Source organism: Nocardioides cynanchi (genome assembly GCF_008761635.1).
In the GTDB taxonomy this organism is placed as follows: Bacteria; Actinomycetota; Actinomycetes; order Propionibacteriales; family Nocardioidaceae; genus Nocardioides; species Nocardioides cynanchi.
In genome coordinates, this window is the sequence record NZ_CP044344.1 from 1,538,049 (window position 1) to 1,554,246 (window position 16,198).

The following is a 16,198-nucleotide window of genomic DNA, read 5'->3' on the forward strand; positions in this document are numbered from 1 at the left end:
CGGGGTCGAGGGCAAACGGTTAAGCCCCGATGGGTGCCGAGGCGCAGGTCGTAGGCTCCCGCCATGACGTTCTCCATCGTGGCGCGCTCCACCGACGGTGAGTCGTGGGGAGTGGCCGTCGCCTCCAAGTTCCTGGCCGTCGGCGCCGTCGTACCGGCCGCGGTCGCGCAGGTCGGCGCCATCGCCACCCAGGCCGATGCCAACGTCGCCTACAAGGGTCTGGGGCTGGCACATCTCGACGACGGAGCGACCGCCTCGGTGGCGTTGCAGCGCCTGCTCGAGGAGGACGACAAGCGCGACGAGCGTCAGGTCGGCATCGTCGACTCGGACGGCGGGGCGGCCAGCCACACGGGGCACGGCTGTCTCCACTGGGCCGGCGGCGTGACCGGTGAGGGCTACGCGATCCAGGGCAACGTCCTGGCCGGGGAGTTCGTGGTCGAGGCGATGCAGGACGCCTTCGAGGCGACCGATGCCGACGAGCCGCTCGCCCGGCGGCTCCTGGCCGCGCTGGCTGCCGGCGACGACGCCGGCGGTGACAAACGGGGGCGGCAGTCGGCCGCGCTGCTGGTGGTCAGCGACGGTGCGGGGTACGCCGGCGGCGACGACATCGTGGCCGACCTGCGGGTCGACGACCATCCCGACCCGGTCACCGAGCTGTCCCGGCTCCTGGACCTCAACGACCTGTACCTGACCGCCTCCACCGAGGCCGAGAAGGTGCCGATCACGCCCGCCCTCGAGGAGGAGATCGAGAGCCTGGTGCACCAGCTGGGCCATCCCGACCTGAACAGCTGGGCCGGCACGGAGAACTTCGAGATGCGGGTCGACCCGCACGGCGCGTGGATCGACGAGAAGGTGCTCGACGCGTTGCGCGAGGCTGCCGACTCGTGAGCGTCCTGGCCATCGACGCCGGCACCACCGGCGTCACCGCGGTCGTGGTCACCGCCGACGGCCGGATCGCTGCGCGGGGCTACCAGGAGTTCTCCCAGCACTTCCCCCAGCCGGGCTGGGTCGAGCACGCGCCCGAGGAGATCTGGCAGGCGACTCTCGAGGCGACGCGCGAGGTGCTGGCGACGTACGACGCCTCGCAGCTGGAGGCGGTCGGCATCACCAACCAGCGTGAGACGGTCCTGCTCTGGGACCGCGAGACCCTCGGCTCGCCGCGCCGGGCGATCGTGTGGCAGGACCGTCGTACCGCCTCGATCTGCGACCGCCTGCGCGACGCGGGCCACGAGGGGCGGGTCGCCGAGCTGACCGGGCTCCGGCTGGACCCCTACTTCTCGGGCACCAAGCTGACCTGGCTGCGTGAGAACGAGCCGCGCACCTGGGCCCTGGTCGAGGAGGGCCGGTACGCCGTCGGCACCGTGGACTCCTACCTCGTCGCCCGGATGACCCGTGGCACCTGGCACGTCACCGACGTGTCCAACGCCTGCCGCACCCTGCTCTTCGACCTGACGACCGGGGACTGGTCCGACGAGCTGTGCGCGCTGTTCGGCGTACCCCGCGACGCGCTGCCCGAGCTGGTCCCCAACTGGGGCGAGATCGCGACCACCGACCCGGCGTCGTTCTGCGGGCTGTCGCTGCCGATCTCCGGGATGGCCGGCGACCAGCAGTCCGCGCTGTTCGGCCAGACCTGCTTCGAGCCGGGCGACGCCAAGTGCACCTACGGCACGGGGTCGTTCATCCTCACCAACACCGGGTCGTCGCTCGAGCGCTCCGACGCCGGGCTGCTCTCGACCGCGGCCTGGCGCTCCCCCGACGGCGAGCTCACCTATGCCCTCGAGGGTGCCATCTTCGTGACCGGCGCCGCGGTGCAGTGGCTGCGGGACGGGCTCCAGATCGTGGGGTCGGCCTCCGAGACGGCCGCGATCGCGGCCACGGTCGACTCCTCCGAGGGGGTGGTGTTCGTGCCGGCGCTCACCGGCCTCGGCGCACCGCACTGGGACCCACGCGCCCGCGGCCTGATCATCGGGCTGACCCGCGGCACCACCCGCGCCCACATCGTGCGCGCCACGCTGGAGGCGATCGCGTTCGAGGTCCGCGACGTGCTGGCCACGATGCCGGCGGCCGCCGCGGGTGCGAACGCCCTTCGGGTCGACGGCGGCGCGAGTGCGAACGACCTGCTCTGCCAGCTCCAGTCCGACCAGCTCGGAGTGGCCGTCGAGCGCCCCGAAATCGTCGAGACCACAGCTCTGGGCGCGGCGTTCCTGGCCGGGCTCGGGGTCGGGGTCTGGGGCTCCACCGACGACCTGCGCGAGACCTGGCAGCTCGACCGCCGCTTCGAGCCCGCACCCGACCGCTCCGCCCCGGACGCGTCGTACGCCCGCTGGACCGAGGCCGTCCAGCGCTCGAAGGCCTGGGCCACCGACTAGCCCCACCATCGGGATAGTCCGTGACGAAACGCATCCGAGATCGCCCTCAGGACCTGCGTTTCGTCACGGACTATCCCGACAAGCGGTCAGTCGAGGGTGGCGAGGGTCGCCAGCGCAGCGTCCCGATCGCGTACGGCGTGGGTGTGGGCCGCCTCCGCCTCACCGTGGGCCTCCTCCGCCTCGGCGAGCTCCTCGTCGGTCTCCTCGGCATCGCTCTCGAGGGCGGCCAGCTTGCGCTTCAGCTCGTCGATCTCCGACTGGAGCTGGAGGCTGCGCGCCTGGAGCTCCTCGACCGCCGTGCGTGAGGTCTCCAGCTCCCCGGCCGCCTCGGTGACGGCGGCCTCCGCCTCGGCCAGCGCCTCCTCCGCCTGCTCGCGCTTCCGCGCCGCCTCGTCACCGGGTACGACGTGCAGCTCCGGCGGCGCGGGGGTCTCGGCCGCGGTCGGCGAGGCCGCGAAGCCCAGCGCGTCCGGAAGGGCGACCGCCGCGGAGACGTCGACGGCGTCGACGCCCGTGGCGGTCAGTGACCGGACCAGCAGCCCGCTCCGCACGGCCCGCGCCGCGTCGGCGTCGACCATCGCCGCCGTCAGGGTCGCCTCGACCTCGTCGGCCACCGACTGGGTGACCCGGACCCCCTCCTCGAGCGCCAGTGCGCGGGCCTGGCCGGTGACCGCGGAGGTCACCTGTCGGCGCTGCCGGGTCAGGACCCGCAGCTCGGCACCGTCCATCCCCTCCTGGGCCTCACGCAGGGCCGCCCCGACGGCCAGCACCTGCTCCACCTGCGCGGCGTCTCGGCGTACCAGCAGGTTGACCACCCAGGCCGCCACCGACGGCTTGCGCAGCGCCTTGATCGCGGCCACGAGCTCCCGGTCACCCTTCGCGGCCTTGGCCCGGGCGTCGCGGTCGGGGGTGAAGCGGTCCAGCGGCAGCGCGTACAGCTCGTCGGCCAGCGCCAGGAGGTCGTCGTTCATCGGGCGTACTCCATCTCCCGTGGGTACGGCGGCCACTCGGCCGCGCCGTCCCGGCCGGTCGGGCTCCAGCCGAGGTGCTCGTAGAGCCCCCGGGCGCGCCGGTTCTCGACCAGGCACCACAGCCGGGTGGCGCCGACGGCCCGCTCGACCGCCAGCCGGCCCAGCCCGGTCCCCCACCGCTCCGGCCGGACCGCGAGGTGGCGCAGGGTGGTCGGGTCCCAGCACACGTAGGCGTCGAGCAGGACGTCGGGCCCGCAGACCTCGACCCGCACCTCGGGATCGGCCAGCACCCGCGACCACCGGGCCAGCACCTCGTCCTCGGGGTAGGGCACGCCCGGGAAGACGTGGGCCAGCGCGACCAGGTTGGCGTCGCGCTCCAGGCCGGTCAGGGCGACGGCGTCGTCAGGCCCGGCCACGCGGAACGCCGACGTCCCGGACCTGACCTCACTCATCGTCCTCGTCACCGAGCCCGCGCTCGAGGACGTAGCGGGTCAGCTCGACCCGGTTGTGCATCTGCAGCTTGCGCAGGGTGTTCTGCACGTGGTTCTGCACGGTGCGGTGCGAGAGCACGAGCCGGTCCGCGATCTGGCGGTAGCTCATCCCGGTCGCCACCATCTTCAGGATCTCGGTCTCGCGCGGGGTCAGCTCGTTGTCCGGCTGCGGCGCCGGGCCCTCGGCCATCCGCCGGAACTCGCCGAGCACCAGCCCGGCCAGGCCGGGGGTGAAGACCGTGTCGCCGCGGGCCACCCGTCGTACGGCGTCGACCAGCTCCTCGCGGGACGCGGACTTCACCAGGTAGCCGGTGGCACCGGCCTTGACGGCCTCCAGGACGTCGCGCTGCTCGCCCGAGGCCGAGAGGATCAGCACCCGCGCCGACGGGTCACGGCCGAGGACGTCGGCGGTCACCTCGACGCCGCCGGGGCCGGGGATCTGCAGGTCCAGTACGACGACCTGCGGCCGCGCCGCCGGGAAGCGGGCGATCGCCTGGTGGCCGTCGGCCGCCACGGCGACGACGTCGAAGCCGGCGGCCACGAGGTCGCGCTCCACGGCGTCCCGCCACATCGGGTGGTCGTCCACGACCATCACCCGCAGCGGCGGCTCCACCCCGCTGGCGACCCCGTCGGACATGGGCCGACCCTAACGCGCGTAGCGCCCGCGACGGTGCTGCAACGGCTCGTCGTCGTCACCGACCTCGAGCTCCTCGACGACCGTGGTGACCAGCCGCGACCACCCGACGGCGAGCTCGGACTCCACGCGTACGCCGGCCCAGGTCGTCGCGCCGGCCAACCGGGGCCCCCACGTCACCTGGTCGAACGGGGCCTGGCTGAACATCCCGCCCGGAGCCGGCGCGGTGCCCGCGAACATCTCGGCGAGGTCGCGGTGCTCCCACGTCAGGAGCTGGACGACACCCACCCCGGTGGCCAGCAGGGTCTCGGTGAGGTCGGCGTCCGGGTCGAGCAGCCCGATGATCCGGGTCTCCTCCCCCGCCCCCACGAGGTACGACGTCACGGTCAGCCCGGCACGGGACCGGCCCGCGCCTGCGGTCCACAGGCTCACCGTGCCGCCCACCCTCCCGCGGAGCCGGCGGGCGGGGTCGGGCTCCTCGGCGAACGGGTGGCCGGTATGGATCGTCACGGCTCGAGGCTAGTCGGCGGGCCGACGCGGCACGGCGAGCTGCCACTCGGTGCCGAAGGAGCCCGACGAGACCTCCGCGGTGCCGCCGATCTCGGCGAGCCGGCCCCGGATCGACGACGCCACCCCGAGCCGACCCTCGCGCTCGGCCTGCTCGACCCGGCCCGGCGGGATCCCCGGCCCCTCGTCCCGCACAGTCAGGTGCACCGCGTCGGCCGAAGCCTCCAGCAGCACCCAGGCCGGGGCGTCGGTGCCCACGTGCGCCACCACGTTGTCGAGGCAGGCCGAGACCGCGGCCACCAGCGCCTCGGCGGTCCGCCCGGACAGCAGCACGCTCTCCGACGGAGTTGCCACCGAGACGCCGCGCCGTCGCTCGAGCACGGACAGGGCGCCCACGAGGTCGACCACGCCCGGCGTCGCCTCGACGGTGTCCTGCTGGCGGATCAGCGCCCGCAGTGCGGTCTCCTGCTCACCGGCCAACCGGCCCAGCTCGGCGCCGTCCGGGCCGAGGTCGGGGGCCCGCCGCTGCACCAGGGCCAGTGCCTGGAGGACGCCGTCGTGCACGACCCGCGCGAGCCGGGTGCGCTCCTCGGCGGAAGCGGCCGCGCGCTCGGCGGCCGCGGTGCGGGCCGCGGAGCGCAGGAGAGAGTCGACCATCAGCCCGACGATCGGGCCTCCGACCAGCAGCAGGAAGAGGTTGCCGTAGATCGTCTCCGACAGGTAGTGCCGGGTCAGCACGTCGTCGACGCACAGCAGCACGGCCGCGACGAGACCGCCCGGGAGCCGCCAGTGGATCGACCAGGCGAACATCGCGGCCATCACCCAGAAGCCCGGCACCGTCGAGTGGTAGCCCGGTTCCTTGACTGCCGCGGTCAGGGCCACGGCCGTCAGCGCGACCGCGAGGTCGGCGACCACCCAGGCCGTCGTACGCCGGACGAAGGAGTGGTAGACCCAGCTGATCAGCAGGCTCCAGCCCACGAGCGCGGCGACCAGGGCGGCGGCGGCGACCGGGTGGGAGAAGTCGCCGCGGTACAGGTTGAGCCCCACCGTGTTGGCGACCAGCACGAGCCGCAGCACCGCCAGCCAGCGGTACATGCGGTCCTCGACCGCGATCGCGGCGGGCTCGGTCGGTCGCAGCGGGAGCCGGAGGCCGGGGGTCAGGACGCCTGCTTCTGCTCGTCGGCCACGGCGTCGCCGGCCGCCTCCACAGCCTCGCGGGCCTCACGGTCCGCGCGCTTGGCGTCGGCGGCGGCCTTCGCCGAGGCCTCCTTGGCCTTGCTCGCGTACAGGTCGACGTACTCCTGGCCGGAGAGCTGCATGATCTCGTACATGATCTCGTCGGTGATCGCGCGCAGGATGTAGCGGTCGTTCTCCATGCCCTCGTAGCGGGAGAAGTCCAGCGGCGTGCCGAAGCGCACGCCCGGGCGGGTGAAGGTCCCGAACTTCTTGCCCGGGGGCGCGACCTTGTCGGTGCCGAGCACCGCCACCGGGATCACCGGCGCCCCGGTCTCGAGCGCGAGGCGGGCCACGCCCGTCTTGCCGCGGTAGAGCCGGCCGTCGTGGGAGCGGGTGCCCTCGGGGTAGATCCCGAACAGGTCGCCCTCCTCGAGGATCGCGCGCGCGGACGACAAGGCGCCCTCCGCGGCGTTCGCACCGGACCGGTCGATCGGCACCTGCCCGGCACCGGAGAAGAACTTCTTCTGGAACCAGCCCTTGATGCCCGGCGTGGTGAAGTACTCCGCCTTGGCCACGAAGGTGACGCGGCGGGGCAGCGTCAACGGCATGAACATCCAGTCGGCGTAGGACAGGTGGTTGCTGGCCAGGATCGCGGGGCCGGTGGCCGGCACGTTGTCGGCGCCCTCGACCCGGGGCCGGAACACCAGCTTCAACCAGGGGCCGAGCGCGATCCACTTCAGGAACCAGTAGAACACCGGGCCCCCTCCTGCTCGAACGTCCAGTCGGAGCACGCTGCTGGTGCGTGCTGGGGCACACCCTAGTCCCAGACCCGCGGCCTCGACCGGGCCCGACACCGGCCCAGCGGTGGCTCACCACGGGGCGGGCACCGCCTGACAAGCCCCACGCCGTACGGCAGGATGCGCGGCATGACCAGCCCTGCCGACGCCGGCGCACCCGAGGCCCCGCTCTCCGTCGCCGCCCGTCCCGAGCTCACCGGCGGGAAGCGGATCGGGGTGCTGCTCAGCCACGGCTTCACCGGGTCGCCGTACTCCATGAAGCCGTGGGGTCACTACCTCGCCGACCTGGGGTACGCCGTGGCGGTGCCCCGCCTGCCCGGGCACGGCACCAGCTGGCAACAGCTCAACGTCACCACCTGGGACGACTGGTACGGCGAGCTGTCGCGCACCTTCGACGTCTTGCGCAGCGAGAACGACGCCGTGGTCGTGGGCGGCCTGTCGATGGGCGGCGCCCTGGTCCTGCAGCTCGCGGCCCGGCACGACGCAGACATCGCCGGGGTGGTGCTGGTCAACCCGGCGGTCGCCACCAAGCGCAAGGACGTCAAGCTGCTGCCGGTGCTCAAGCACCTGGTGTCGTCGTTCCCGGCGATCGCCAACGACATCAAGCGGCCCGGCCAGGACGAGCACGGCTACCCCAAGACCCCGCTCAAGGCGGCACACTCGATGATGTCGGCCTGGCCCGGGGTGATCGCAGGGCTGGGCACGATCACCAAGCCGGTGCTCTACCTCCGCTCCACCGAGGACCACGTCGTCGACGAGCTGTCGGAGGGGATCATCACGCGCGGGCTGGGGTCGACCGACGTCCGACGCTCGGCGCTGACCAACAGCTACCACGTGGCGACCCTCGACAACGACGACCAGCAGATCTTCGCGGAGTCCGCGGCGTTCATCGCCGAGGTGACGGCCTAACCTTGGTCCGGTGAGCAGGAGGGACGACGACGCGACCTGGCGCGAGATCGTCGACAACTACGGCGACCGGCCGGTCGTCCCCGCCGAGCCCCCCGCGCCCGCGGAGTACGTCGTACCCGAGCCCGTGCAGCCGGACCCGTTCCGGCTCGAGGTGTACGACGAGGCGTTCGTGCCACCGCCGCTGCCGCCGCCACCGGTGATCGCACCCGAGCGCCGCCTCGCCTGGGTCGGCCTCGTCGCCGCCCCCCTCCTGCTGGTGCTGGTCACCCTGATCGACTACCGGCTGCCGTCGGTGCTGACCGGCGGCCTGGTGCTGGCGTTCCTCGGCTCCTTCGGCTACCTGGTCGCCACGATGTCGCAGGAGCCCCGCGACCCCGACGACGACGGCGCTCGGCTCTGAGCAACGGCCGCCGCGAGCCGGGTGGACCGACCTGTCCGGTCGGACGGAATTCTGCGGAGATCCGCGCCGACGGCTTCGTCGCGTGTCATCCTGCGCTGGTTTCCTGACGTCGGGAAGCACGACGACGGCCCGGGGGGTGCTGGGTGGACAGGGTGCGGGGCTGGAAGTGGTACGCCGTACCGCTGCTGATCTTCGTCGTCACCCGGCTCGTCGACGTGGTGCTGATCCTGGTGGTCGCTGCCCACCAGCTGCCGGCGTCGACCTTCCCGTCGACCCTGGTGGCGCCGATCATCGTCGACCCGCCGACGTACTTCCACGTGATCGCGAGCTGGGACGGGCAGTGGTACCGGATCATCGTGGAGCACGGCTACCCGTCGCACCTCCCGATGCTCCACGGGGCCGTCAACCAGAACCCCTGGGCCTACTACCCCCTCTACCCCGGCCTGATCCGCCTGGTGATGCTCACCGGACTCCCGTTCGGGGCGGCGGCCTCCGTCGTCAGCCTCGTCTGCGGCGCGCTGGCGATGTGCCTGCTGTACCGGCTGCTGGTGCCGCGCACCGGCCGGTTCGTCGCGGCGATCACGGTCCTGGCCCTGTGCACCTATCCGGCGGCCGTCACCTTCCAGCTGGCCTACGCCGAGAGCCTGGCGCTGCTGCTGGTCCTCGCGGGTCTCTGGTGTCTGCGCCATCGGCGCTACGGGCTGCTGGTCATGGCGGCCCTGCTGCTGGCGCTGACCCGCCCGATCGTGCTGCCCCTGGCGCTCGTGGCGGCCGTGCACTGGCTCGGACGATGGCGGAGCCGGGCGACGGACCCGTTCCCCCGACGCGAGGCGATCACCGTCGCCGCAATCACGGTGGCGATCGCCGCGTCGTTCCTGCTGTGGCCGGCCATGGCCGCGATCCACACCGGACGGCTCGACGCCTACTTCGTGACCGAGCAGGCATGGCTACCCCCGGGCCAGACCGGCTGGCCGTCGTGGGTGACCGTGCTGGGCGGTGGCAGCAAGATCGTCGTGGCCTGGCTCGCGCTGGTGCTGCTGTGCGCCCTGGTCCTCCGCCCGTCCGCCGCCATGTGGGGGCTGGAGCTCCGGTCGTGGGCCATGTTCTACCCGCTCGACGTGCTGGCCTCCACCCGGCCGACGCCCAGCGTGTTCCGCTACGTGATGCTGGCGACGGTGCTGTGGTGGCCCTTCCCCGAGGTGGGCAAGGTGGTGACGACGACCCGTGAGCGGGTGGCTCTCGCCGTCGCCATCGCCACGATGGGGTTCGCCTCGCAGTTCGCCTGGCTCTCCTACGAGTTCGTGGTGACCGGAGCCCTCCGCGGCTGGCCCTGACGGCCACCCGACCCCGAGAAATCAGCCAGCGCTCGCGGGCGAGGGGCTGCGCAGCAGGACATAGCCGTCGGACTCGCCGTCGGGCACCCAGCCGTGGTGCTCCAGCCCCGCCGCCAGCGCGGACCCGGTGCGGAGCAGGGCCACCGGTGCCGCGGAGTCCCGGACGACGCCGTACCACCCGGTGGAGGTGCTCACTGCCTGCTCGTAGCTCGATGCGTGCGCACTCGAGTACGGCGTGATCAGCCCGTCGATGTAGGGGTCGAGGCCGGGGTGGCGCCAGTGGATCCACCCCCCGAGCTCGTAGGCGTTGAAGACCTTGGTGCCGGGCGCCAGCTGGTCCAGTCGCGCGTCGAGCCCGAGCGGGACGTCGCCCGGTGTGGCCGAGGTGTGGGGCACCACGGCCGCCAGGCCGGTCAGCAGCACGGCCGCCGAGGCGATGAGCACACCCAGCTCGACCCGGCCGGGCCCGCGGGAAGCGTCTGCTTCCTCGGGCGAGCCGAACCTGGTCAGGAGGGTCTCGAGCGCCGCGGTGAAGACCGGAGCGACCGTCAGCCCGGCGATCACCACGGTGCGGCCGGCGTACCAGAGCCAGAAGGTGGCGCCGACGAGCACGAGCACCCGCGCCCAGGTGACGCCTCGCCTGGTCAGGAGCCAGACCACGGCGGTGCCGACGATCATCGCCGCGGCGCCCAGCGGCCCCGAGAGCAGGAGATCGGTGCGGTCCCACTCCTGGATGAACTGCGAGGTCGAGCTGACCGCGAAGGGCGCCTTCAGCACCCCGAGGCCCACGGGGTTGAGCAGCACCACGGCGAAGGAGCCGAGCGCCACCGCACCGAGCCGCGCGAGCTCTCCGGCGGTCGCGCGACGCGAGAGGGCGATCCCGACCAGGAAGAGGAAGCCGTAGGCGACGCCCACGAACCAGAAGCCGTGGCACAGCGACCACACCCACGCCAGCGGCACCAGCCACCAGCGCGGCCGCAGGTCGCGCTCGCTCTGCAGCCACGCGGCCATCAGCACCGGCAGCAGCACGAAGCTGACCAGCTGCGGGCGCGAGGTCAGGGAGCCGGAGGACGCCAGAACCGCGAGCACGGTGGCCACCCCCGCCGCCAGCATCCGGCCCTCCCGACGGTTGGCCAGGTAGACCACGACCACCACGACCATGGCCGCCAGCCCGAACAGCCAGGCCAGCCCCGGCAGTCCCAGCCAGCGCTCGACCCACGCGGCGACGACCTCGGGCACGGGCTCGGTCGGCACCCAGGAGACCGTGGCGAAGCTGGACCAGTGGTGCGGCGTGGCCAGCGAGTGCTGGTCGATGAGGTCGTTGCCCAGGCGCAGGTGCCACCAGTCGTCGGGGTCGGCGATCGGACGCGCCGCCCGGCCCGCGACCCAGGCGAGCAGGCCGCACACCATGGCCAGCGGCAGCCAGCGCAGCAGACGGTCGGCCATGCCCCGGATCGTCGCAGCAAACCGGGGGTCCGGCGGGCAGATCGGTACGGCGCGCCCGGGTCCGGTCAGTGACGCGTGAGGTCGGCGGCGCCGATCATGCCCGCCCGGTTGCCCAGTTCGGCCTTCCGGATCTCGAGCATCGGTCGGCGGTCGTGCCCCGGCCGCTGGGCCGCGAACCCGTCGCGGATCGGGTCGAGCAGCAGGTCGTCGGCGGCGCTGACGCCCCCGCCGATCACCACCAGGGCCGGGTCGAGGACGGCGGTGATCGAGGCGATGCCCTCCCCCAGCCAGCGCCCGAGCTCGGCGAGCTGCTCGCAGGCGAAGGCGTCACCCTCGTGTGCCGCGTCGGTGATCAAGGGGCCGGTGATCCCGGCCGGGTCACCGCCGGCCCGGCCCAGCAGGTCCGCGGCCGCCGGGGACCCGGTCGAGGCCGCTGCCCTCGCCCTGCGGACCAGGGCGTTCCCGCTGGCATACATCTCGAAGCAGCCGCGGTTCCCGCAGCCGCACGGCAGCCCGTCGGGTACGACGCGCAGGTGTCCGATCTCCGCGCCCACTCCGAAGGCCCCGCGGTAGAGCTGACCGTCCAGCACGACCCCACCGCCGATGCCGGTGCCCACCGTGACCAGGAGCAGCTCCTCGACGTCGTGGCCGGCGCCGAACTGGAACTCGCCCCACGCCGCGGCGTTCGCGTCGTTCTCGATGAACACCGGCAGGTCGAGCCGCTGCTCGAGGTCGGCCTTGAGGTCGAGGTCGCGGACCGCCATGTTCGCCGCGAACATCACCACCGAACGGGCGCGGTTGATGTAGCCGGCGACGCCGACCCCCACCGCAGCGATGTCGTGGCGGGCCCGGAGCTCGGCGACGAGCGTCTCGATGGCCTGCTCGATCGCCTCCTCGTCGGTGGCGGGCGACTCGACCCGCAGCTCCTCGATGATCCTGCCGGCCTCGTCCACGACGCCGCCCGCGATCTTGGTGCCACCCACGTCGATGCCGCAGGCCAGCGTCATCGGTCGTCCTCCGGCCAGTCGCCGTCGTCGTCCTGGTCGAGGTCGATCCGCTCGACACCGCCGTCCCGCGCCGGGGGCTGGGTGGCCATCATCCCCGACACCGCCAGCATCAGCGACGAGGCGGCGCCGGCCAGATGGGCGCGCACCTCGGGGCTGGTCTGGCGGATCGCGTTCACCGTGCGGCAGACCGGGCACCACGTGCACGACGCGTCGCCGGTCCCCAGGTGGTCGTGCAGGTCGTCGCCCAGGTTGTCGCCCAGCTGCTCGGTCAGGGTCGAGAGGCCGTCGCCGTGCTCCCGGGCCCAGCCGGCCACCGCGCCGAACAGCTTGGCCGCCTCCTCGGCGACGCTGCCCACGGGGTCGGACGGCGCGCCGGACGCGGGGCCTGGCCCCTCGCTCTGGCTCACGCTTCCTCCTGGGCTGCTCGCTGGTCGGTTCGGGCGGCGAACCTGACCCGCAGCTCGCCGTCCTCCACGCGGGCTCCGGCGACACGGTGCCGGGCGAGCCCGGCGGGCAGGGTCAGGAGACGACGATACGGGGCCACGGTCACCACCAGGTCGTCGCCGTCCCTCGCGAGATCGACGTCTCCGCGGACCACGAAGGGCAGCCGCAGGTGCAGCACGGCACCACCCGTCGTCCGGGTGATCCGGAGGGGCTCCCGCGCCGGGGGTACGACGAGCGGGTCGCCATCGCCGTACAGGTGGGACGCGAGCTCCCCGAGCGCCTCGAGCCCCACCGGCTCGGACGGGCGGTACTCCGACCGCCACACCCGGAGCCCGGCGAAGGAGTCCTCGACCTGGGCCAGGACGTCGTCCTGCGCGGCGACCCACCGGGCCCGCCACGGGTCCGCGTCGCCGGAGGGGAAGACCCGGTTGGCCACCACTCCGTCCACCCGGTAGCCGAACAGCGACAGGGTGGTGTAGCTGCGCCGGGCCTCGGCCAGCACCACCTGCTCCGGGGTCAGCACGAGCCGCACGCTCGCCTCCGGTCCGGTGAGCAGGGCTCGCACCTCGTCGAGCTCCGCGTGCAGCCGCTCGACCGCACCGAACACCCCGTCGTCGGGCATCGGCACACCGACCGCCCGGGACAGGACCGGGCGCAGGGCACGGACCATGCGCCGTTCGACCGGGAAGACCCGCGTCATGTACCAGCCGAGGGCCTCGGGGAGGGCGAGCAGGCGGAGCGTCTCGGCGGTCGGGGCGCAGTCGACCACGACGAAGTCCCACTCGTCGCTGAGCGCGTGCAGTCGCAGCTCCAGCAGCGCCAGGACCTCCTCGGCGCCGGGCAGGACGGTCAGCTCCTCGGCCGCGACCGGGTCGACACCGGCGATCTCGAGCACGCTGAGCAGGTAGCGCTGGATCTCGGCCCACGACTGCTCGAACCGCAGCTGGGCGTCGACCTGGTGCACGAAGAGCCGGGGCGCCACCGGGACCGGTTCGGCACCCACCGTGGTCCCGAACGCGTCGGCCAGCGAGTGGGCGGCGTCGGTGGACAGGACCAGCGTCCGTAGCCCGGACCGGGCGGCCAGGGTGGCCGTGGCCGCGGCCACCGTCGACTTGCCGACGCCGCCCTTACCGGTGAACAGGAGGATCCGCACGGAGTCGGGACGCCGTCAGCCGAGCGACTCGACGCGCTTCTTCAGACCCTTGAGAGCGGCGTCGATCAGGATCTTCTCGCCCTTGCGCTTGAGCATCCCGATCAGCGGGATCGCGACGTCCAGGGCGAGCCGGTAGGTCACCTCGGTCGAGCCGTCGCCGCGGTCCTCCAGGATGTAGGCGCCGTCGAGGGCCTTGAGCATCTTGCCCTCGTGGAGGACCCAGGTGACCTGCTCACTGCCGGTCCAGACGTAGGCGAGGGTGTACTCGTCCTTGATCGGGGAGACGTCCAGCTTGAAGAAGACCTTTTCGGCACGGCCGTCGGGGAGCTCGGCGACCACCTCGGCGGTCCGCACCCCGGTGGCCCAGTGGGGGTAGGAGTCGAAGTCGGCGATCACGTCCATGATCTCGCCCGGCGAGGCCTCGATGGTGATCGACGAGGTGGTCTGTTCTGCCATCGTGGTCCCTTCGGGCTCGAACGTCTCTCGGGCGGAGCGGGTCACCGTCCCGAGCCCGGTGAGCCTATCGGATCGGGCCGGGACCGACCGGCGGTAACCTCCCCCCGAGAGTTCCCAGTGAAGACCGGCCGACACCGCCAGAGGAGGCCCCGTGCGCGAGTACTCCGCGCCGCTGAACGTCGAGATCGCCGCCACGGGCAACCTGACCGACGACGTGGTGGCCAACGCGGCCGCCGCACCCGACGCGGTGGTCTTCTCCCGTCGGGTCGGCGAGGGGTGGGAGGACGTCACGGCCGCGGGGTTCCTCGACGAGGTCCGTGCGGTCGCGAAGGGGTTCGTGGCCGCCGGGATCGAGCCGGGTGACCGGATCGCCCTGATCTCCAAGACCCGCTACGAGTGGACCCTGGTCGACTACGCGATCTGGTTCGCCGGCGCGGTCACGGTGCCGGTCTACGAGACGTCGTCCGCCGACCAGATCGAGTGGATCCTCGCCGACTCGGGAGCCCGGGCCGTGGTGGCCGAGGGGCACGGGCACACCGCCCGGATCGCCGAGCGACGCTCCGCCCTGACCGAGCTCAACCACGTGTGGTCGCTGGAGGACAACGCGATCGGCCTGCTCGTCCGGCTCGGCGAGGACATCACCGACGACCTGCTCGAACGCCGGCGCTGCGCCGCCACCCCGCTCGACCTGGCCACGCTGATCTACACCTCCGGCACGACCGGGCGCCCCAAGGGCTGCCTGCTCACCCACGGCAACTTCATGTTCGAGGTGGGCGTGGCCGTGCCGGAGCTCCACCAGCTCTTCGAGGCGGAGGACGCCTCGACCCTGCTGTTCCTCCCCCTGGCCCACGTCTTCGCCCGGATCATCCAGGTCGGCGCCGTACGCGCCCGGGTCCGGCTGGGCCACAGCGCCGACATCAAGAACCTGCTGCCCGACCTCGCCCAGTTCCAGCCGACGTTCGTGCTGGCCGTGCCACGGGTGTTCGAGAAGATCTTCAACACGGCCTCGCAACGCGCTACTGCCGAGGGCCGGGGCGGCATCTTCGACCGGGCCGCGGAGACCGCGATCGCCTACTCGCGGGCGCTCGACCGCGGCAAGGTGCCGCTGCCCGTGCGCGCGCGCCACGCCCTCTTCTCCCGGCTGGTCTACGCGCGGCTGCGCGGTGCGCTGGGCGGGGGCTGCGTCTACGCCGTCTCCGGCGGGGCGCCGCTGGGCGACCGCCTGGGGCACTTCTACCGTGGCATCGGCCTGTCGGTGCTCGAGGGCTACGGGCTGACCGAGACCACGGCCGCGCTGACGGTCAACCGCCCGGACGCCCTCAAGGTGGGCACGGTAGGCCAGCCCCTGCCGGGCACCGAGGTGCGGGTCGCCGACGACGGCGAGCTGCTCTTCCGCGGCGGGCAGGTCTTCGCCGGCTACTGGGCCAACGAGCCCGCGACTACCGAGGTCCTCGAGCGCGACGGCTGGTTCCACACCGGTGACATCGGGGAGATCGACGAGGAGGGGTTCGTCCGGATCACCGGCCGGAAGAAGGAGATCCTGGTGACCGCCGGCGGCAAGAACGTCGCACCGTCCGCGCTGGAGGACCGGATCCGGTCGCATGCCCTCGTCAGCCAGTGCCTGGTCGTCGGGGACGGCCAGCCCTTCATCGCGGCGCTGGTGACGATCGACCCCGACGTCTTCCCCGACTGGGCCGCTACGCACGGCAAGACCGGCGACCTGTCCTCCCTCGTCGACGACGCCGACCTGCGAGCCGCCGTGCAGGCGGCGATCGACGACGCCAATGCCGCGGTGTCGCGGGCCGAGTCCATTCGCAAGTTCGTGATCCTCCCGGACGACTGGACAGAGGAGGGCGGGCAGCTGACACCGAGCCTGAAGCTCAAGCGCAACGTCGTGGTCCGCGAGCGCAAGGACGACATCGCCGCCCTGTTCGGCTGACGTCGCCTGCTCGTCCGCACGGGTCGCGCCGAGCCCTGCCCGTCCGTCGTACGCCGGCAGACGAGGACACCGCGCCATCGTGACGTCGGGGGCCCGCTTTCTTTGCCATTCCGCTCCGCCACGCCGATGAACACCCATAACATCTGTCTCGCGTGTTTCGGGACG

At 72.8% G+C, this 16,198-nt stretch carries 17 protein-coding genes; 6 read left to right on the top strand and 11 right to left on the bottom strand.

What is annotated here, in order from left to right; genetic code table 11:
- Positions 1-63: 63 nt before the first annotated feature.
- Both E3N83_RS07630 and glpK read left to right on the top strand, forming a co-directional pair.
- Complete coding sequence (locus E3N83_RS07630; protein ID WP_151082715.1) at positions 64-888, top strand: DUF1028 domain-containing protein; 825 nt, start codon at positions 64-66, stop codon at positions 886-888.
- Entirely contained in the window at positions 885-2,369 is a 1,485-nt protein-coding gene (glpK, locus tag E3N83_RS07635) for a glycerol kinase GlpK (protein WP_151082716.1), read from the top strand. The genes E3N83_RS07630 and glpK overlap by 4 nt, the downstream gene beginning before the upstream one ends.
- Positions 2,370-2,455: 86 nt before the next feature.
- Here glpK and E3N83_RS07640 read toward each other — a convergent pair whose 3' ends face one another.
- Genes E3N83_RS07640 through E3N83_RS07665 form a run of 6 tightly spaced genes read right to left on the bottom strand, consistent with a single transcriptional unit; the run spans position 2,456 to position 6,903 of the window.
- The gene (locus E3N83_RS07640) at positions 2,456-3,340 is read right to left on the bottom strand and encodes a hypothetical protein (protein ID WP_151082717.1); all 885 of its coding nucleotides are present in this window, start codon (positions 3,338-3,340) and stop codon (positions 2,456-2,458) included.
- Positions 3,337-3,792, bottom strand: coding sequence for a GNAT family N-acetyltransferase (locus E3N83_RS07645; RefSeq protein WP_151082718.1), 456 nt, complete (start codon positions 3,790-3,792; stop codon positions 3,337-3,339). The genes E3N83_RS07640 and E3N83_RS07645 overlap by 4 nt, the downstream gene beginning before the upstream one ends.
- Positions 3,785-4,468, bottom strand: a complete 684-nt coding sequence (locus E3N83_RS07650) for a response regulator (protein WP_151082719.1) — start codon at positions 4,466-4,468, stop codon at positions 3,785-3,787. The genes E3N83_RS07645 and E3N83_RS07650 overlap by 8 nt, the downstream gene beginning before the upstream one ends.
- A 9-nt stretch (positions 4,469-4,477) precedes the next feature.
- Positions 4,478-4,975, bottom strand: coding sequence for a flavin reductase family protein (locus E3N83_RS07655; RefSeq protein WP_151082720.1), 498 nt, complete (start codon positions 4,973-4,975; stop codon positions 4,478-4,480).
- A 9-nt stretch (positions 4,976-4,984) separates the two neighbouring features.
- Entirely contained in the window at positions 4,985-6,133 is a 1,149-nt protein-coding gene (gene macS / locus E3N83_RS07660) for a MacS family sensor histidine kinase (RefSeq protein ID WP_151082721.1), read from the bottom strand.
- Positions 6,130-6,903, bottom strand: a complete 774-nt coding sequence (locus tag E3N83_RS07665; RefSeq protein WP_151082722.1) for a lysophospholipid acyltransferase family protein — start codon at positions 6,901-6,903, stop codon at positions 6,130-6,132. The genes macS and E3N83_RS07665 overlap by 4 nt, the downstream gene beginning before the upstream one ends.
- A gap of 171 nt (positions 6,904-7,074) precedes the next feature.
- Between E3N83_RS07665 and E3N83_RS07670 the strand changes: the two genes are divergently transcribed.
- The 3 genes from E3N83_RS07670 (at position 7,075) to E3N83_RS07680 (ending at position 9,588) form a co-directional block, all read left to right on the top strand.
- Positions 7,075-7,854 carry an alpha/beta hydrolase gene (locus E3N83_RS07670; protein ID WP_151082723.1) on the top strand — a complete coding sequence of 260 codons (780 nt, stop codon included), beginning with the start codon at positions 7,075-7,077 and terminating at the stop codon, positions 7,852-7,854.
- Positions 7,855-7,864: 10 nt separating this feature from the next.
- Positions 7,865-8,254: a hypothetical protein gene (locus E3N83_RS07675; RefSeq protein ID WP_151082724.1), complete on the top strand. Its 390-nt coding sequence runs from the start codon at positions 7,865-7,867 to the stop codon at positions 8,252-8,254.
- Positions 8,255-8,397: 143 nt separating this feature from the next.
- Positions 8,398-9,588: a hypothetical protein gene (locus E3N83_RS07680; RefSeq protein ID WP_151082725.1), complete on the top strand. Its 1,191-nt coding sequence runs from the start codon at positions 8,398-8,400 to the stop codon at positions 9,586-9,588.
- 21 nt (positions 9,589-9,609) lie between these two features.
- Here E3N83_RS07680 and E3N83_RS07685 read toward each other — a convergent pair whose 3' ends face one another.
- The 5 genes from E3N83_RS07685 to E3N83_RS07705 form a co-directional block, all read right to left on the bottom strand.
- Positions 9,610-11,034 (bottom strand): hypothetical protein, encoded by a 1,425-nt coding sequence (locus E3N83_RS07685; protein ID WP_151082726.1) that lies wholly within the window; start codon positions 11,032-11,034, stop codon positions 9,610-9,612.
- A 65-nt stretch (positions 11,035-11,099) separates the two neighbouring features.
- A complete protein-coding gene (locus E3N83_RS07690; RefSeq protein ID WP_151082727.1) occupies positions 11,100-12,041 on the bottom strand; it encodes an ROK family glucokinase in 942 nt (313 codons plus the stop codon).
- Entirely contained in the window at positions 12,038-12,448 is a 411-nt protein-coding gene (locus tag E3N83_RS07695) for a hypothetical protein (RefSeq protein ID WP_151082728.1), read from the bottom strand. Before E3N83_RS07695 ends, E3N83_RS07690 begins: the two co-directional genes overlap by 4 nt.
- Positions 12,445-13,638, bottom strand: a complete 1,194-nt coding sequence (locus E3N83_RS07700; RefSeq protein WP_151082729.1) for an ArsA family ATPase — start codon at positions 13,636-13,638, stop codon at positions 12,445-12,447. The genes E3N83_RS07695 and E3N83_RS07700 overlap by 4 nt, the downstream gene beginning before the upstream one ends.
- Positions 13,639-13,653: 15 nt before the next feature.
- Positions 13,654-14,094, bottom strand: a complete 441-nt coding sequence (locus tag E3N83_RS07705) for an SRPBCC family protein (protein ID WP_151082730.1) — start codon at positions 14,092-14,094, stop codon at positions 13,654-13,656.
- A gap of 151 nt (positions 14,095-14,245) precedes the next feature.
- Here E3N83_RS07705 and E3N83_RS07710 point away from each other — a divergent pair, with 151 nt between their 5' ends.
- Entirely contained in the window at positions 14,246-16,033 is a 1,788-nt protein-coding gene (locus E3N83_RS07710) for an AMP-dependent synthetase/ligase (protein WP_151082731.1), read from the top strand.
- The last annotated feature ends 165 nt before the right edge of the window (positions 16,034-16,198 follow it).